This is a genomic window from Coprococcus hominis (ex Arizal et al. 2022) (assembly GCF_040094675.1).
Lineage (GTDB): Bacteria > Bacillota > Clostridia > Lachnospirales > Lachnospiraceae > Coprococcus_C > Coprococcus_C hominis.
This window is the reverse complement of record NZ_JBBNHG010000039.1, coordinates 1-17,873: the sequence shown is the minus strand read 5'-3', so window position 1 is coordinate 17,873 and position 17,873 is coordinate 1. Positions and strand designations below refer to the sequence as shown.

The window sequence follows — 17,873 nt, the reverse complement described above, 5'->3', positions numbered from 1 at the left end:
CTATGATTGTATACTACTACAGTAGGAGGCTTGATAGACATGAAGGAACAACTGGTACAAGTTATTGATAAAAAGGATTTACAGGTACTGATCCTGACGGATGGATATAACATCCATCATCTGTCTGGGTATCGGGGACATACAGGAATGCTTGTGGCGTTTCAGGGAGAACAGTATATTTTGACAGACAGCCGGTATACAGAGCAGGTAGAACTGGAAGCACCGGAATTTACCTGTGTGGATATTGGACGGGAAGGATATTCCAAGACGATCGCGGCGATGGTGCAGAAGGCATTTGCAAAAGAGGGCAGATCCACACTTCGAATCGGATTTGAGAATAAAGAGATTTCGTATATGCAGTATCAGGCTTTTGTAGATACATTTGCAAAAGAATTGACGGGAATGCAGGTGGAGTTTGTGCCACTGGAAGATGCAGTTAATGTGTATCGGGAAGTAAAGACAGAGGACGAGATTGCGAAGCTGGCACGTGCAGAGCAGATTGGCGATGAGGCGTTTACAGAGATTGTAAAGTTTATCCACGAGAACTGGAAGGATGGATTGACGGAACAGCGAGTTGCCTTGCAGTTAGAATATGAGATGCGGCTGCGTGGTGCCGAGGGAACGAGTTTTGATACGATTGCGGCAAGTGGTTCAAACAGCAGTCTGCCACATGCGATGCCACAGCCGAAGCTGCTTACGGAAGGTGATTTCCTGACGATGGATTTTGGCTGTATGTATCAGGGATATTGTTCGGATATGACGCGGACGATTCATATTGGAGAAGTGGTAGAATCAGAGCAGAAGAAGGTGTATGATACCGTGCTTCAGGCACAGCTTGCAGCACTTTCCGTTGTGAAACCGGGCATGGTATGTTCGGATGTCGATAAATGTGCACGTGACATCATCGCAGACGCCGGTTATGGAGATTATTTCGGACATGGACTCGGACATAGTGTGGGACTTTTTATTCACGAGGAACCTCGTTTTTCCATGAAATGTGATGCTGTGTTGAAGCCGGGTGTTGTGATCACAGTGGAACCGGGTATTTATCTGCCGGGCAGATTTGGTGTACGGATTGAGGATATGATCGTGGTGACGGAAGATGGATATCAGAATCTGGCATCTTCCCCGAAGGAACTGATCTGTGTATAATAGTCTAAAATGAAATATAATTTTGAAAAAAGTATTGACAACTCCATACCTGCATGCTATAGTATGCAAGTATGTTGATGAAAGCAGAGTATCCACTCTCACCTTAGCGCATAGGCGACTCGGGTTATGTAGTAAGAGAATATATAGATTTCTTATTATAACAATGTGTGGATAGTTTGTCTATCCACTTTTTTAATGCATTGATAATGGGAGGTGTATATTATTAGCGATTTAATGATTAACGAGCAGATTCGTGACAAAGAGGTACGTGTGGTAAGTGAGACAGGAGAGCAGCTTGGTATCATGTCATCCAAGGACGCTCAGAAGCTCGCAGATGAGCAGGGTGTTGATCTGATCAAGATTGCACCGACAGCAAAGCCACCTGTTTGCAAGATTATGGACTATGGAAAGTTCCGTTATGAGCAGACACGTCGCGAGAAGGAAGCAAAGAAAAAGCAGAGAGTCATTGAAATCAAAGAAGTTCGTTTGTCACCAAACATCGACAATAACGATCTGAATACGAAGGCAAACATGGCAAGAAAATTCCTGACTAAGGGCGATAAGGTAAAAGTTACACTTCGTTTCCGCGGTAGAGAGCTTGCGCATGTGGATAATGGTAAAGCGATTCTGAATTCCTTTGCCGAGATGCTTTCAGATGTTGCTGTTGTAGATAAACCTGCAAAGTTTGAAGGTAGAAGTATGATCATGTTTTTAGCTGAAAAACGTTAAATTCATATAAATAAGAAATTACCATGCATATGCATGATTTTTAAGGAGGAAAAGAAATGCCAAAGTTAAAGACAAAAAGAGCAGCTGCAAAGCGTTTTAAGAAGACAGGAACCGGTGAGCTTAAGAGAAATAAGGCTTACAAGAGCCACATTCTTACTAAGAAGACTACAAAGAGAAAGAGAAATCTTAGAAAAGCAACTATGACTGATTCTACAAACAGCAAAGTTATGAAGAAGATTTTACCATATTTATAGGATATTAGGAGGAATGAACGATGGCAAGAATTAAAGGCGGCGTTGGCGCTAAGAAGAGACATAATAGAACATTAAAGCTCGCTAAGGGATACAAGGGAGCAAGATCTAAGCAGTATAGAGTAGCAAAGCAGTCAGTTATGAGAGCTTTGACATCTTCTTATGCTGGTAGAAAGCAGAGAAAGAGACAGTTCAGACAGCTCTGGATCGCTCGTATCAATGCAGCAGCAAGAATGAATGGACTTTCATACAGCAAGCTTATGTATGGATTGAAGCTTGCAGGTGTAGATCTTAACAGAAAGATGCTTTCAGAGATGGCTATCAGCGATCCAGAAGGTTTCGCAAAGGTAGTAGAGGTTGCTAAGAGCAAGCTCGCTTAATAAAAGATTGTATTCAAAACCCGTTGTCTTCGGACAGCGGGTTTTGTTATAATAGGGGTGTAAAACTGTTGACCGGAGAGTACAAGGAGCAAAGGATGAATAAAAAAGTAACAAAATGTATAATCATGCTGTTGTGCACGATCTTTATCTGGACGGGGAATATGACAACTTATGCAGCAGAGACGGCGGATCCGGAGACATCGGATCTGAAGCCGTTGGAGCTTTACCAGATTGATGAAAGCTATGGAGATCTCGATGAGGCTGCCATGTCAATCAGTGATAGTAGCAGTGGAACCGCACTATCTGGTGTCTATCGTACGAATTGGGACTCATATGGAGATGATTATTGCTATCAGAATCTGAGTACAACATGGCAGGAACTCTATGATGAGATGAACTTGTATTGTACAGCGTATATGAATACATGTGTGGATGCGAAGGTGTTATCCGTTAATGGCAGGGCTGTTTCTGGTATCGGTCCAATCCGCTATGAAGGGTTGACATCGGAGGAGTTATCATCTTTGGTTTACATATTCACCTATCAGAATCCGCAGTTTTATTTCATCAAGAATGCTCTGTATTACAATAGTAAAGTTGTATATCTGGGCGTATATGATACTTTTGCGGATGGAGATACCCGTTCCAATGCTTCCGTGCAGATGTTTAACCGGGTGGATGTATGGGTGCAGACGATTCAAAAAGAATCAACTGCGTATGCAAAGGAGAAGAAAGCACATGATATCATCTGCGAATATGTAGAGTACGAAGAGGGCACCTACGATCAGACAGCATATAGTGCTGTCATGCAGAAAAAAACGGTGTGCGCCGGATATGCGAAGCTGTATAGTATGTTGACGAATGCTGCAGGGCTTGAGACGGTATCAGTTACGAGTGCCACACACGGCTGGAACCGGACGAAGCTTGGAAATCAGTGGTACAATGTGGACCTCACGTGGGATGATGGAACGCCGATATCCTATCAGTTCTTCAATAAATCTGATGCTACGATGGAGAAGTACGATGGCTCTTCCCGGGAATCGCATACGCAGAATCACTATTATGATGGCGTAGCTCCTGGTTGTGAAAGTGATTACGGAGCTTCTGTGACGGTTGTGGATGCAGAGCAGATTCATGCGGATACAGCGACAGTCGTATTGGATCTTGTGAATAATCAGTCAGGGCAGATACGAACCAGTTTTGTGCCCGCAAATGTTACAGACAAACGGTTAGGATATGTGTCAGAGAATACAAATATTGCAAAGGTCAGTGCATCCGGGCTTGTGACTGCGGTTGCACCGGGTAAAACATCCATTACAATCCGTAAACTGACAAACAATCAAAAGGCAACCTGTACCATAGAGGTATACGGATGGCAGGATGAACCGGAGACTCCGACGGTTGCAAAGTACGGTTCAACTTGGATTACATTGGACACACAGAGTGGCTGTGTGTATTCTGTGGATGGAATCCACTGGCAGTCAAGTCCGGCTTTTGTGTATCTCAAACCAAATACAGAATATACCTTTTATGTAAAACGTCCAACGAGCGGATATTACCGGGAGAGCAAAGCAGTGTCTGTCCGTGTGCGTACTCTGACGGAAGAAGTACAGGCGGCACCTGCGGTGACAGTGCGATATCGGACGCATGTGCAGACCTATGGATGGCAGAAGCAGGTGACAAATGGCACGATGAGCGGTACAAGTGGACAGGCGAAGCGCCTGGAGGGGATCGAGATCGCTGTGAGTGGCAACCAGAAGCTTGGAATCCAATATACGACGCACTGTCAGACCTATGGATGGCTGCCTTGGTCGTCGAATGGAGAGATGAACGGAACCGAGGGAGAGGCAAAACGTCTGGAAGCAATTAAAATCCAACTTACGGGCGCTGACAAAGATAAATATGATGTATATTATCGTGTGCATGCGCAAAGTTACGGCTGGCTTGGATGGGCGAAGAATGGTGCGCCAGCAGGAACTGCGGGATATGCAAAGCGCCTGGAGGGTATTCAGATCGTGGTTGTAAAGCGTGGTATGCCAGCACCGGAAGTTGATTATGCTGGTGTATATGCAAGTGCGACTGTGCGTCAGACCGCCTCGTATATCGCGAAGAATGGAACATCTCCTGTGCTTGGCAGTTCCGCAACCACAAATGCAAATCCGACGGTGAGCGGAGAGAATACGGTAAATGTGGCGTATCGCACCCATGTACAGACGTATGGCTGGCAGGGCTGGAAATATAACGGTCAGATGAGCGGCACAAGTGGACAGGCAAAGCGCCTGGAGGGAATCTGTATCAAGCTGACCAATAAGCCATACAGTGGTAATATCGTTTACACAACCCATGTGCAGACTTACGGCTGGGAGGGAAATATAAATGATGTGTCCACATGGAAGCAGAATGGAGTCATGAGTGGTACAAGTGGACGCGCAAAGCGTCTGGAGGCAATCTGCATCAATCTGACAGGTGAGATGGCAGCACATTATGACGTTTACTACCGTGTGCATGCACAGACGTATGGCTGGCTTGGATGGTCTAAAAATGGAGCGCCAGCGGGAACTGCCGGTATGGCAAAACGGTTGGAAGGAATTCAGATTGTGCTTGTTCCGAAGAATGGCGCAGCACCGTCTGTAAATTATCAGGGCATTCGCAGTGTGCAAAGTCGGTCGTATATCCAACGATAAAAGCACGGATTTATGCGCATTATAGTAGATGGTGAAAAAATATTTACAAAAATAGAAAAAAGTTGTTGACAAAGGGCAATCAAAATGATAATATATGTCTTGCGTTGAGCGTGAGCGACACGCAAGAGAATGCGGGAGTGCTGGAATTGGCAGACAGGCTAGACTAAGGATCTAGTGATGGCAACGTCGTGTGGGTTCAAGTCCCATCTCCCGCACGAAGAGAAAGAGAGATAGCAATTATCTCTCTTTTCTTTTTATATACATATGTTAAAATAGCAGCAGGAGCTGGATAAGGAGATAAAAGTCATGGCAAAGACGAAAAAATCAGACAATTTGGAATATTGCAGAGGAATTCGTGTGATGGATGTCGCGGTGTATGTATTTGCATTGTTGGCGTTTGGTGTGTATCCACTGATTTACGATGACCATTATTTTAATATTACGATCACAAAATATCATTTCTTTTTATATGCGGCCGGTATCTATCTGGCGCTTGCATTGATCGGTTATGTTGTGGAGGCAAATCTGAAGAATTATTATAAGTATGATTCTTTGCTCGTCGAGGATACCGGGAAGAAACGGTTTTTGCGACCGGAGTTTTATGCACTTGCATTCCTGATGGCAAACTTTTTTGCATGGTTTTGTGCAGATAATAAAAAAGATGCTTTTTATGGCTTGCAGGGCAGACGGATGGGTCTTTGCATGTATCTGGTTCTGATGATCGTATTCGTTGTGCTGGCACAGCGTGTGCGCCCACAGATGATCATGTTTATCTTTTTTGCTGCGGCGAATGCATTTGCGTATGCGGTTGCAATCGGACAGCATATGGAGCATGATTTCCTGAATCTGCGTTATAACATTGCATCAAATCAATATACGAAATTCATATCAACATTCGGAAATATCAATATGTATGCAAGTTATCTGTCCATCTCGATTCCAGTGTTGTTGGCAGTGTTTGCATTTTGTAAGAACTGGTTTTCGCGTATTCTGTCAGGAATCCTACTGATCGCGGCTGGTTGCAATATTCTGATTGCAAACAGTGACAGTGTATTCCTTGGTATTTTTGCTGGCGTTGTTGTGGTGACAATCCTTGCATTTATGCAGGGCAGACTGCGGTATAGTTCGTTTGCAGTGTTTTTATTGTTTGTCGGCAATCTGGTGCTTGGGTTTATCAATAAATATGGACATACAAGATATGACAAAAAACGGGGCGGACTTGCAATCGCCTTAAACCGGCTGGATATTGCATTTGTGTTATGTGGAGCAGCGCTGCTTGTATTTGCAGTTGTGTGTGTCTGCAACTGGAAGCTTGGCACGAGGGTTGCAGCATGGAATAAAAAGAAGATTGTGCTGATTGTCTGTGGTGCGTGTGTGGCGCTTGGCGTGATTGGTATTATTGTTTTGGCGGTAACTGGCTCTTCGTTACTGACATTCAATGATAAATGGGGCAGTTATCGTGGTTACATCTGGAGAAAGATTGTGGAAGTGTATGGTGATGCACCGTTTGTAAATAAGCTGTTTGGATATGGAAATGAGTCGGTACGTGTGACACTCAAGGCGGCATGCTACAATGAGATGGTTCAGGTCACGGGTAAAGTGTATGACAATGCGCATAACGAGCTGTTGCAGTACTTATTTACCACAGGTATTGTTGGTCTGCTTTCTTATCTGGCATTGGTCGGAAGCAGTATCGTCTATATGTTTAAGCATGCAAAGGAGCATGCATGGATCAGTGTGTGTCTGGCAGCGACAGTTGGATATTTCGCGCAGAGCATCCTGAATCTGAATCAGCCGATTACAACACCACTGTTCTTTGTATTTATGGCAATGGGCGTTGGTACTGTGAATTATTGTAGAAGAGTGAAGGAGTTAGAGAAACGTGCTTGAATTTCTGGTTCATAAGTGCATAAAGGATGCGGATGAGATCGAACGCCCGGAAGTGCGGAAACGGTATGGTTTTTTCTCCTCCATCGTCGGAATCATCTGCAATGTGATCTTGTTTGCAAGTAAGCTTGCAATCGGTCTGATCGCGGGCTCGATTTCGATTGTATCAGATGGTGTGAATAACTTATCGGATTGTGCGACTTGTATCGTGACGATGTTTGGGTATAAGATGGCAGCGAAGCCAGCCGACCGGGATCATCCGTTTGGACATGGGCGGATGGAATATCTGACTTCGCTTGTGATCGCGGCTGCGGTTGTGGCGGTTGGATTTGAGTTGCTGCGAAGCTCGGTGGAGAAGGTCATGCATCCGGAGCGTGTAACGTTTTCATTTCTTGCTCTTTTGGTGCTGGTGCTTTCCATGCTGGTGAAGATTGGGATGGGAGTTATGAACCGGAAGCTTGGCACGAAGCTTTCTTCGTCCATTATGCTTGCAACCTCTAAGGATAGCTTTAGCGATGTGTTTGCAACACTGGCAACCGCAATCGCACTTGTGATGTCGGCATTTTCAGATCTGCCGATGGATGGAATCATGGGAATCGTGGTGTCAGTCATGATTATGCTTTCCGGTTTTGGTATTGTGAAAGATACGGTGGATCAGCTGCTTGGACAGCCGGCGGATGAGGAGTTAGTTGCAAAGATCCGGGAGCTTGTGATGGAGAATATGTTCTGTCATGGCATGCATGATCTGATCATACACAGCTATGGTCCGGGAAATCTGATTGGTAGTGTGCATGTGGAAGTGGACTGTCATGAAAATATCATGGAGATTCACGATGCGATTGATGAGTTAGAACGGAACATCTACGATGAATTGCAGGTACATATGACGATCCACATGGACCCGATTGATTACGATGATGAGAAGACGAATGTTTGCCGTGATATGATGGCGGGGATTTTAAAGGAAATCGATGAAGGTCTTACGATGCATGACTTTCGGATTGTGTCGGGACCAACGCATACCAATCTGATCTTTGATGTGCTTGTGCCATATGAATGTAAGAAGACAGAAGCACAGATTAAGTCTGAGATCCAGCAGAAGCTTGCGGAGAAACAGGATACATATTATACAGTAATTACGTTTGATAAAGGATATTGTTGACAAACGGAAAATCATCATATATAATTTTCATATCATTGTGAATGATAGCAAAGGCGAGGAAGAGAACAAGTAGTGTTTGCGAGCAGCTGCCACAGAAAGCAGCCGGTTGATGAGAGGCGCGGTAAGTCGGAAACATGAATACATCTCGGAGCTGCTCCCTGAACGCTTGTCAAGTAGGGGCAGACGGATTGGCACACGTTACAGAGGCTGAAGTATTGATATCGATACTTGCAAAGGCGGTTATCGTGAGGTAAGCGTGAAATAAGGTGGTAACACGGAGTATACTTCGTCCTTATATTTTTATAAGGGCGTTTTTTAATGCCCAAAAAAGAAAATATATTTTGGAGGAAAGAAAGATGACATTGTACGAAGAACTTGTAGCAAGAGGTTTGATTGCACAGGTAACAAACGAAGAGGAGATCAGCCGTCTGATCAATGAAGGAAAGGCAACGTTCTATATTGGATTTGATCCGACAGCAGACAGCCTGCATGTAGGACATTTTATGGCACTTTGTCTGATGAAGCGTCTGCAGATGGGTGGCAATAAGCCAATTGCTCTGATTGGTGGAGGTACCGCAATGATCGGTGATCCATCCGGAAGAACCGATATGCGTCAGATGATGACAAAGGAGACCATTCAGCATAACTGTGATTGCTTTAAGAAGCAGATGAGCCGTTTTATTGATTTCTCAGAGGGAAAAGCGCTTATGGTAAATAATGCGGACTGGCTGCTTGATCTGAATTATATAGAGGTATTGCGTGAGGTTGGAGCGCATTTCTCTGTCAATCGTATGCTGACGGCTGAATGCTACAAGCAGCGTATGGAGAAGGGACTTAGCTTCCTGGAGTTTAACTACATGATCATGCAGAGCTACGATTTCTATGCGTTGTTCCAGAAGTACGGCTGTAACCTGCAGTTTGGTGGCGATGATCAGTGGTCGAACATGCTTGGTGGTACAGAGCTGATCCGTAGAAAGCTTGGCAAGGATGCACATGCGATGACAATCACACTGCTCTTAAATTCTGAGGGTAAGAAGATGGGTAAGACACAGAAGGGTGCTGTATGGCTTGATCCAAACAAGACAACACCGTATGAGTTCTTCCAGTACTGGAGAAATGTCGACGACGCAGATGTTATCAAGTGTCTCAAGATGTTGACATTCCTTCCATTGGAGCAGATTCAGGAGATGGAGCACTGGGAAGGCAGCGAGCTGAATAAGGCAAAAGAGATTCTTGCCTATGAGCTGACTGCACTTGTACACGGCGAGGAAGAAGCGAAGAAGGCACTTGACGCAGCGAAGAATATCTTCGGTGGCGGAAATACAGAGAATATGCCAGTTGCTGAAATCACAGCAGATATCTTCAATGATGGACAGACAGATCTGATGTCGATTATTGTACAGGCAGGACTTGCAGCATCCAAGAGCGAGGCAAGACGTGCGATGGAGCAGGGCGGTGTCTCTGTCAATGGCGAGAAGATCACAGATGTGAAGAAGATGTTCACACCGGATGATTTCGCAGAGGAGTTCGTATTGAAGAAGGGAAAGAAGAATTTCCGTAAGGTTGTATATAAGGCGTAATGATTCGAAAATGTGTCAATACAATTAAATATGGAACGGCAAAGGCAAGGGCAATCGTGCTCTTGTCATTGCTGTTCGGAATCGGAACTGTCGGTGCGATTGTGTGTGCAATCGTGTTCCGGCAGATTCTGTTTATTTTTGCAGCAGTCGTATGTGTGTTTGTTGTGATTACGCTGGCGCAGACGCTTGTGATTCAGGGTGGTGTTGTGGAAGATGCGAAGAACGCGGAAACGCAGGACACAAAACGTTCCAAACGTACGAAGCCACAGGATGCGGACAAGAAAGTCGATCATATGAAGCCGCCGGTATTTGCGAAGCGAAAGAACGAGAAAGAAGCTTCGAATGTCGAGGAAGAACACAACCGGCACAAGCGGAAGAAACAGCAAAAGAAGGACGCAGATGAGGGCGGACAGGAGTCGCAGGACAGAGAGGAACGGATGGAAGAACAGTCGATTGTTGCTCTTACGCAGGAAACTGTCACAACATACGACCGGAAGAAGGTCAAGAAGACGCTGCATAAGTTCAAGGTGCGGCGGGAGCATCGTATGATCTTCGTAGATCGTTCCGAAAAGCTCAAGGCAAATCAGACACCTGCCTATATCTGGGTAGAGAAAAAGGATTTTCATCTGTTGCTGATTGAACAGGAACCGCGGCACATCACGATTCCACTATATCAGATCAAGAATATTACATATCTGAAGAAGCAGCCGGCAAATGAAGATATTGATTATGCAGCGTATAAGGGCAGCAGTGTGCTTGCGGATATGTTTCGTCCGTATCTGCCGGATTATGCGCACAGTACGGTTGTGGATGATCTGTCTGCCTATAAGAATTTGTATGGAATCGGAAATGATATCTATGTGACAAACCGGTCGGCATCGGCACTGTTTGACCTGTTAGGGGTAGAGTTTCAGGTGGATGACCGGGTAACAATGTCCAACAAGGTGAATATTTATTTTAAAGAAGCATACAAGTCGAATATCTTATTACGGGACAATGTGATTGATGCGAACGGATATGCAGACCGGATCAGCAAGACGCTGGATAATCTGGCGCATTCGACAATCAGCTATGCAGAATTTAAAGATACGCTCAACCTGATGATACGAAACAAATTGATTACACAAGAGTTTGCATCGTATTATATGGGTGTGAGAGATGATTTGACTAGATAAAAACAAGTAGAAACGGACTTTTGATACGGTTTCACAAGTTAAGCGTTGCGAGCGCCTATATTTACTTGCGAAAACGACACAAAAGTCCGTTTTTACATACGATTCACAAGTTAAAACTTAATAATGTATAGTAAAAATTCGATTTGACGTAATTTATGAAAGAAAAAAGACGGTTTTTTCAGTTTGCGTTTTCCTTAGACTTGAGTTATCTTAATTACGAGTTAAAGATAATTAAAAAAATTAAGGAAAAGGAGAATACGAGTATGGAAGTTACAGCAGAAGATTTAGGAAAGCGTTCATTTTGTGAGGCAGTCATGCGTGCAAGATTGCCAAAGGCAGTATTCAAGGAATTAAAGAAGACAATTGATTACGGTGCACCGCTTGACGCAGCGATTGCTGATTCCGTAGCGATTGCCATGCGGGAGTGGGCAAAGGAGCTCGGCGCAACACACTATACACACTGGTTCCATCCACTCACAAACCTGACAGCAGAGAAACATGATTCTTTCATGGATCCGGTTGGTGATGGTACATTCATCACAGAGTTCACTGGCAAGGAATTGATCAAGGCTGAGCCAGATGGTTCTTCCTTCCCTTCCGGAGGAATCCGTGAGACGTGTGCAGCAAGAGGTTATACAGTCTGGGATTGTACATCTCCTGCATTTGTCAAAGAGATTCCGGATGGCTGTAAGGTTCTTTGTATTCCGACTATTTTTATTTCATATACAGGCGAGTCTCTGGATCACAAGACACCACTTCTTCGTTCCATGGATGCCGTTAACAAGCAGGCACTTCGTATCCTGAAGCTGTTTGGTAAGACACCAGCGAAGGTAACTGCTTCCGTTGGACCAGAGCAGGAGTACTTCCTGATTGACAAGGATAAGTTCAATCAGAGACTTGACCTGAAGCTGACTGGACGTACATTGTTTGGCGCACCGGCACCGAAGGGACAGGAGCTTGACGATCAGTACTTCGGCGTGATCAAGGATAAGGTTTCTCATTTCATGAGAGAGCTGAACAAGGATCTGTGGGAGTATGGTATTCCAGCGAAGACACAGCATAACGAGGTTGCTCCTTCTCAGCATGAGATCGCACCAATCTATGGTACAACAAATGTAGCAACGGATCAGAACCAGTTGCTGATGGAGACATTGAAGAAGGTTGCAGAGAGAAATGGATTTGCATGTCTGCTTCATGAGAAGCCATTTGCAGGTGTCAATGGTTCTGGTAAGCATAATAACTGGTCTATCTCAACATCCGATGGCGAGAATTTGATTGATCCAGGCAAGGAGCCAGAGAAGAACCTGCAGTTCCAGGTATTCTTAGCTGCAATTCTGGAGTCTGTTGATAATCATGCTGCATTGCTTCGTCTGTCAGCAAGCTCTGCTGGTAACGATCACAGACTTGGTGCAAATGAGGCACCTCCAGCAATCATTTCTGCTTACCTTGGTGATCAGCTTGCTGATGTTGTTGATCAGATCATTGCAAATGGAGAGGCAACAAGCAGCTTGAAGGGTAAGGTTTACAAGTCAGGATGTTCAGTCATCCCTGAGTTCAAGATGGATGCGACAGACCGTAACCGTACATCACCATTTGCGTTTACCGGTAATAAGTTCGAGTTCCGTATGGTTGGTAGTACACAGTGTATTGCACAGCCAATGATGACTTTAAATACAATCGTTGCTGACACACTTTGCAATTTTGCAGATGTGCTGGAGAAGGCAGATGATTTCGAGGCAGCCGCAAAGAAGCTGGTTGCAGATAAGTTGAGAGAGCATCAGAGAATCATCTTCAACGGAAATGGTTATTCTGAGGAGTGGGTAAAGGAAGCAGAGCGCCGTGGACTCCCAAATATCAAGTGCATGGTTGATGCGGTTGATTACCTCGCAACACCGGAGAATATCGAAATGTTTGAGAAGCATGGTGTAATGTCTAAGCGTGAGCTGGTTGCAAGAGGCGTTGTTATGTATGATAACTACGCAAAGCAGATCAATATCGAGGCTAAGACAATGATCGAGATGTCCACGAAGCAGATTATTCCGGCTGTTATGAAGTATGAGGGTACTCTGGCTGCTTCTGTGAAGGATTTGAAGGAGCTTGGTATCAGCGCAGATACACAGATGGAGATTCTTTCTACCATCGATACAAAGCTTGCGGAACTTAAGAAGGCAACTGCAGAGCTTGAGGATATTGTGGCTAAGGCTGCCGAGAAGGAAGAGGATCCAAAGGCATGGGCAAAGTATTACCATGATGTGGTATTTGCTTTCTTCGATACGGTTCGTAAGCCGGCGGATGAGCTTGAGAAGATCGTAGATGCAAAGGCATGGCCATTCCCTACATATGAAGAGCTGTTGTTTGAACAGTAGAATATGCTATAGACCATTTGGTTTATATATTTTCCCCCAGGGGCTGCTTTGGCAGCCCCTTTTTTACGTAATAGGAGATATTATGTGGAATGTTTTCAGTATTGAAAGTGAATTTTTTAGATTTGAATTGGAAATTTGGTTTATCGAGATGAGTTTTTCTGTTTGGGGCGATGGCAAATGGGCGTAGAATGGAGTATAATTATGAAAATGCCCACAACGTGGGCGTAGGACGTGGAAAGTAAGCGGAAAAACCCATCCCGGAAATTTTAAGCGAATTTCAGAGTGGATTCTGTATATCCACTCAGATGTACATATATAAAGATAAGAAGAGGATGAGACATGAAAATAAGGAACATTATATTTGATTGTAATGGCACGATGATTTTTGATGGCAAATATCATGATATTGCATGGCGGACATATGTGAGTAAGCTGGCTGGCAGGGAACTTACCAAAGAAGAATTCCAGCATCAGATACTCGGACATACGAACCGGGATATTTTCGAGTGGCTGCTTGGGAAGGGTGCTTTGTCCGAGGAGAAGATCATGCAGTTGACCGAAGAGAAAGAGGTTCTATACAGAAGCATGTATCAGGAAGATCAGGACGCCTGCAGGCTGGTGAAGGGGTTACCAGAATTTCTGGATGAGTTGCAGCGAAGAAATATAAAATGCAATATCGCAACGGCATCTGGTCTATCCAATGTCGACTTTTATTTTGAACGGTTTGCACTTGCAAAATGGTTTGACAAATCAAAGCTTGCCTATGATGATGGAACGATGCGGGCGAAACCAGCACCGGATATGTATATTCGTGCGATGGAGCGCATCGGGGCGGAGCCATCTGAGACGATGGTGATCGAAGACAGCCCATCCGGTGTGAAAGCCGCCGTTGCTGCGAACGCAGCTTGTATTGTAGGAATCTACGGCGATTCCGATAAAAAGCTGCTTCAGAATACAGGAGTGTGCGATTATCTGATTGAGGATTATACACGAAATTATATTGGATATATAGAGCGGAATCTGTTAGAATAGGGTAGCGGATAAAGTTACTGTGTTGTACGAATAAACGCAGGAAAGTAATTGGTATGCTATGGAACGATTAAATATAGGAGAATACAATAATCAGGAGGATAAAAACATGCAGGTAACTATTTCAGATGCAATTCGTTATATTGGAGTGGATGATAAGGATATTGACTTATTTGAGAGTCAGTATGTAGTACCAGAAGGTGTATCGTACAATTCATATGTGATTCTGGATGAGAAGATTGCAGTTATGGATACGGTTGATGCCAGGGGCATGGAAGGCTGGGAGGATAAGCTGCTTCAGACATTGAATGGAAAGAAGCCGGATTATCTGATTATCTCGCATCTCGAGCCTGATCATGCGGGAAGTATCGGAAGAATGGTCGAGCTTTTTCCGGAGGTAAAGCTGGTTGCAAGTGCAAAGGCGATTGCGATGCTGCCACAGTTCTTCGAGGATAGATTGGATGCGCAGGAGAAGATTGCGGTCAAGGAGGGCGAAGAGTTATCGCTTGGAACCCATACATTGGTGTTCTATATGGCACCGATGGTACACTGGCCGGAGGTCATGGTGACCTATGAGAAGAGCGAGAAGGTGCTGTTCTCAGCAGATGGATTTGGTAAGTTCGGCGCGCTTTCCCTCACAGAAAATGAGGACTGGGCATGTGAGGCAAGACGGTATTATTTTAATATCGTCGGTAAATATGGCATGCCGGTGCAGACACTTCTGAAGAAGGCAGCAGGACTTGATATCGAGACAATCTGTCCATTGCACGGTCCGGTATTGAAGGAAAATCTCGGATACTATATTGGACTTTACGATACATGGAGCAAGTATGAGCCGGAGAATAAAGGCGTGCTTGTTGCGTATGCATCGATCCATGGCAATACGGCGAAGGCAGCTAAAAAGCTTGCAGACATGCTTCGCGCAGAGGGCGTAGAGAAGGTCGTTGTCAGTGATCTGGCGAGAGAAGATATGGCTGAGGTAATAGAGGATGCATTCCGCTATGACCGGATGGTGCTCTGTGCCGCAAGCTATGATGGTGGGGTATTTCCATGCATGCAGGATTTCCTGAATCATCTGCAGTCAAAGGCGTACCAGAAGCGTACCGTTGGTATTCTGGAGAATGGCAGCTGGGCACCATGTGCCGCCCGCACGATGAAGACGATTCTTTCTACGATGAAGGATGTCACGATTGTGGAGCCAACCGTTACGATCATGTCTACGATGAAGGAATCTGATTACCCAGCGATGGAAGCCTTAGTGAATGCAATCAAATAAGGAGAGTTTTAAGTGAAGAATTTGTACATAGCAGAGAAACCCAGCGTTGCCCGTGAGTTTGCAAAAGCGCTCGGCATGAAGGGGGCTGCAACTGCCGGTGCAAGGGACGGATACTTAGAGAACGAGGATACGATCGTGACATGGTGTGTCGGACATCTGATCACGATGAGCTATCCGGAGGTCTATGATCCAGCCTTGAAGAAATGGAGCTTTGATACGATTCCATTTATACCGGAGGAATATAAATATGAGATTATTGATGCGTCAAGCAAACAGTTTCAGATCGTAAGCAAGCTGCTGAATCGTGAGGATGTTGGACGCATCTATGTCTGCACCGACTCGGGACGAGAAGGAGAATATATCTACCGTCTTGTCGAGCAGATGGCAGGCGTGGACAAAAGTAAAAAAGACCGGCGACGAGTGTGGATTGATTCGCAGACCGAGGAAGAAATCATGCGAGGTATCCGGGAGGCGAAAGAGCTTTCTGCCTATGATAACCTGAGTGATGCGGCATATCTGCGTGCGCAGGAAGATTATCTGATGGGAATCAATTTTTCCCGTGCATTATCGCTGAAATATAGCTACACAGTCCGGAATTATCTTGGCATGGATCGATGCGTGATCGCAGTTGGACGTGTCATGACATGTGTACTTGGCATGATTGTGAAGCGGGAACGGGAGATCCGTCAGTTCGTGCCGACACCATTTTACCGGGTGCTTGCCAGCACAGAAGGATTTGAAGCAGAGTGGAAGACGACGAAGGATTCTGCCTATCTGGATTCTCCTCTTCTGTATAAGGAAAATGGTTTCAAAAAAGAAGAGAGTGCTAAGCAGTTGATTACTGAATTGTCTGCGGATGCACCGATTGAACTGATCGTGCAGAAGGTAGAGAAAAAGACAGAGAAGAAAGCACCACCGATGTTATATAACTTAGCGGAGCTGCAAAATGACTGTTCACGGTTGTTTAAGATTAGTCCGACCGATACGTTGAATACCGTGCAGACACTCTATGAGCGAAAGCTGGTAACATATCCAAGAACGGATGCCCGTGTGCTTTCCACAGCCGTTGCGAAAGAAATCGGGAAAAATATCGGTGGCTTGCAGAAATACGAACCGCTTGCACAGTATGCGCAGTATATTATGCAACAGGGCGGATACAAGGGTGTTGCCAAATCCAAATATGTCAATGATAAACAGATTACCGACCACTATGCGATCATTCCGACCGGACAGGGACTTGGGAATCTGAATGGGTTAAATGATATTCAGCGGAAGGTGTATGACATTATTGCACGGCGGTTTTTGAGCATTTTCTTTCCGGCAGCAGAGTATGAGAAAGTAAGCCTTGTGTTGTCAAGACAGATTCATACGGTGGTTGGCGAAAAAGAAAATGGAACCGAAAGCTTTTTTGCAAATTTCAAACGACTGAAAAATCCAGGGTATCTGACGATAGCAGGACTTTCGTCTGACAAAAAACAGGAAGAACAGAAGCTGACGGATGAGGAGTTGGCGAAGTTTGCATCTTTGAAGAAAGGTGATGCGATTCCAGTACAGACATTCAATATCAAGGAAGGAGAGACATCTCCACCGAAGCGATATTCTTCGGGTACATTGATTCTGGCGATGGAAAATGCCGGACAGCTCATCGAGGATGAAGAGCTTCGAAGTCAGATCAAGGGCAGCGGTATTGGAACGAGTGCGACACGTGACAGTATCATCACGAAGCTTGTGACGAACAAATACATTGCGTTAAATAAGAAAACACAGATCGTGACACCGACGTTTCTTGGAGAGATCATCTACGATGTATGCTTAAATTCCATTCAGAGTTTGCTTTGGGCGGAAATGACGGCATCGTGGGAGAAAGGGCTTTCCGGTGTTGCGGAGGGAACGATTTCGAAGGATGAATATACAGCCAAGATGAATAAATTTGTCTGTGATAACACGAATGCCGTGAAGCAGATACGAAATCAGAATCAGATCACGCGATTGTTTGACCGGACGAAGCCATTTTATGAGAAGGCGGGAGCGAAGAAGGCTGCAAAGAAATCGTAGATATATTGAAAAATGAGCAGAATCAGATGTTTCATATGCATGAAATAAGTTTCATGCGTATGGTTCAATAGATGATAGTGTCAAGTAAGCTATGAAAAACGAGCCGAAGAAAAATAGGCTCAAATGAACCTTGAAAATTGCAGATATTTA

General features: G+C 44.8%; 13 protein-coding genes, 1 tRNA gene and 1 other annotated feature. All 14 genes read left to right on the top strand.

From position 1 onward, the window contains the following. The first annotated feature begins 39 nt into the window (after nucleotides 1-39). The 14 genes from AAAT93_RS12180 (at nucleotide 40) to AAAT93_RS12115 (ending at nucleotide 17,723) form a co-directional block, all read left to right on the top strand. On the top strand, nucleotides 40-1,152 hold the full coding sequence (locus tag AAAT93_RS12180) for a M24 family metallopeptidase (protein ID WP_021985196.1): 1,113 nt from the start codon (nucleotides 40-42) through the stop codon (nucleotides 1,150-1,152). A 234-nt stretch (nucleotides 1,153-1,386) separates the two neighbouring features. After that, a complete protein-coding gene (gene infC, locus AAAT93_RS12175; RefSeq protein WP_117780625.1) occupies nucleotides 1,387-1,881 on the top strand; it encodes a translation initiation factor IF-3 in 495 nt (164 codons plus the stop codon). A gap of 56 nt (nucleotides 1,882-1,937) precedes the next feature. Continuing rightward, nucleotides 1,938-2,135 (top strand): 50S ribosomal protein L35, encoded by a 198-nt coding sequence (gene rpmI, locus AAAT93_RS12170; protein ID WP_021985194.1) that lies wholly within the window; start codon nucleotides 1,938-1,940, stop codon nucleotides 2,133-2,135. 20 nt (nucleotides 2,136-2,155) lie between these two features. Beyond that, a complete protein-coding gene (gene rplT / locus AAAT93_RS12165) occupies nucleotides 2,156-2,512 on the top strand; it encodes a 50S ribosomal protein L20 (protein WP_021985193.1) in 357 nt (118 codons plus the stop codon). Between the two features lie 95 nt (nucleotides 2,513-2,607). Next, nucleotides 2,608-5,193 carry an Ig-like domain-containing protein gene (locus tag AAAT93_RS12160; protein ID WP_227573265.1) on the top strand — a complete coding sequence of 862 codons (2,586 nt, stop codon included), beginning with the start codon at nucleotides 2,608-2,610 and terminating at the stop codon, nucleotides 5,191-5,193. Nucleotides 5,194-5,324: 131 nt separating this feature from the next. Further along, nucleotides 5,325-5,408, top strand: a tRNA-Leu gene (locus AAAT93_RS12155). A 91-nt stretch (nucleotides 5,409-5,499) separates the two neighbouring features. Continuing rightward, a complete protein-coding gene (locus AAAT93_RS12150; RefSeq protein ID WP_227573264.1) occupies nucleotides 5,500-7,083 on the top strand; it encodes an O-antigen ligase family protein in 1,584 nt (527 codons plus the stop codon). Further along, nucleotides 7,076-8,242 (top strand): cation diffusion facilitator family transporter, encoded by a 1,167-nt coding sequence (locus AAAT93_RS12145; RefSeq protein WP_118544855.1) that lies wholly within the window; start codon nucleotides 7,076-7,078, stop codon nucleotides 8,240-8,242. Before AAAT93_RS12150 ends, AAAT93_RS12145 begins: the two co-directional genes overlap by 8 nt. 47 nt (nucleotides 8,243-8,289) lie before the next feature. After that, nucleotides 8,290-8,539 (top strand) — a binding site (T-box leader). 59 nt (nucleotides 8,540-8,598) lie between these two features. Further along, nucleotides 8,599-9,822, top strand: coding sequence for a tyrosine--tRNA ligase (tyrS, locus tag AAAT93_RS12140; protein WP_021985189.1), 1,224 nt, complete (start codon nucleotides 8,599-8,601; stop codon nucleotides 9,820-9,822). Beyond that, a complete protein-coding gene (locus tag AAAT93_RS12135; RefSeq protein ID WP_021985188.1) occupies nucleotides 9,822-10,997 on the top strand; it encodes a hypothetical protein in 1,176 nt (391 codons plus the stop codon). Before tyrS ends, AAAT93_RS12135 begins: the two co-directional genes overlap by 1 nt. 263 nt (nucleotides 10,998-11,260) lie before the next feature. Next, the gene (locus AAAT93_RS12130) at nucleotides 11,261-13,363 is read left to right on the top strand and encodes a glutamine synthetase III (protein ID WP_021985187.1); all 2,103 of its coding nucleotides are present in this window, start codon (nucleotides 11,261-11,263) and stop codon (nucleotides 13,361-13,363) included. A gap of 339 nt (nucleotides 13,364-13,702) precedes the next feature. Continuing rightward, complete coding sequence (locus AAAT93_RS12125) at nucleotides 13,703-14,395, top strand: HAD family hydrolase (RefSeq protein WP_021985186.1); 693 nt, start codon at nucleotides 13,703-13,705, stop codon at nucleotides 14,393-14,395. Nucleotides 14,396-14,501: 106 nt separating this feature from the next. Beyond that, nucleotides 14,502-15,668 (top strand): FprA family A-type flavoprotein, encoded by a 1,167-nt coding sequence (locus tag AAAT93_RS12120; RefSeq protein WP_021985185.1) that lies wholly within the window; start codon nucleotides 14,502-14,504, stop codon nucleotides 15,666-15,668. A gap of 12 nt (nucleotides 15,669-15,680) precedes the next feature. Further along, nucleotides 15,681-17,723 carry a DNA topoisomerase gene (locus tag AAAT93_RS12115; RefSeq protein WP_021985184.1) on the top strand — a complete coding sequence of 681 codons (2,043 nt, stop codon included), beginning with the start codon at nucleotides 15,681-15,683 and terminating at the stop codon, nucleotides 17,721-17,723. Nucleotides 17,724-17,873: the final 150 nt, after the last annotated feature.

Excerpts from the sequence above, each read along its gene's own strand:
- AAAT93_RS12180 (WP_021985196.1), top strand. The coding sequence starts at position 40 with ATGAAGGAACAACTGGTACAAGTTATTGATAAAAAGGATTTACAGGTA.
- infC (WP_117780625.1), top strand. The coding sequence starts at position 1,387 with ATGATTAACGAGCAGATTCGTGACAAAGAGGTACGTGTGGTAAGTGAG.
- rpmI (WP_021985194.1), top strand. The coding sequence starts at position 1,938 with ATGCCAAAGTTAAAGACAAAAAGAGCAGCTGCAAAGCGTTTTAAGAAG.
- rplT (WP_021985193.1), top strand. The coding sequence starts at position 2,156 with ATGGCAAGAATTAAAGGCGGCGTTGGCGCTAAGAAGAGACATAATAGA.
- AAAT93_RS12160 (WP_227573265.1), top strand. The coding sequence starts at position 2,608 with ATGAATAAAAAAGTAACAAAATGTATAATCATGCTGTTGTGCACGATC.
- AAAT93_RS12150 (WP_227573264.1), top strand. The coding sequence starts at position 5,500 with ATGGCAAAGACGAAAAAATCAGACAATTTGGAATATTGCAGAGGAATT.
- tyrS (WP_021985189.1), top strand. The coding sequence starts at position 8,599 with ATGACATTGTACGAAGAACTTGTAGCAAGAGGTTTGATTGCACAGGTA.
- AAAT93_RS12135 (WP_021985188.1), top strand. The coding sequence starts at position 9,822 with ATGATTCGAAAATGTGTCAATACAATTAAATATGGAACGGCAAAGGCA.
- AAAT93_RS12130 (WP_021985187.1), top strand. The coding sequence starts at position 11,261 with ATGGAAGTTACAGCAGAAGATTTAGGAAAGCGTTCATTTTGTGAGGCA.
- AAAT93_RS12125 (WP_021985186.1), top strand. The coding sequence starts at position 13,703 with ATGAAAATAAGGAACATTATATTTGATTGTAATGGCACGATGATTTTT.
- AAAT93_RS12120 (WP_021985185.1), top strand. The coding sequence starts at position 14,502 with ATGCAGGTAACTATTTCAGATGCAATTCGTTATATTGGAGTGGATGAT.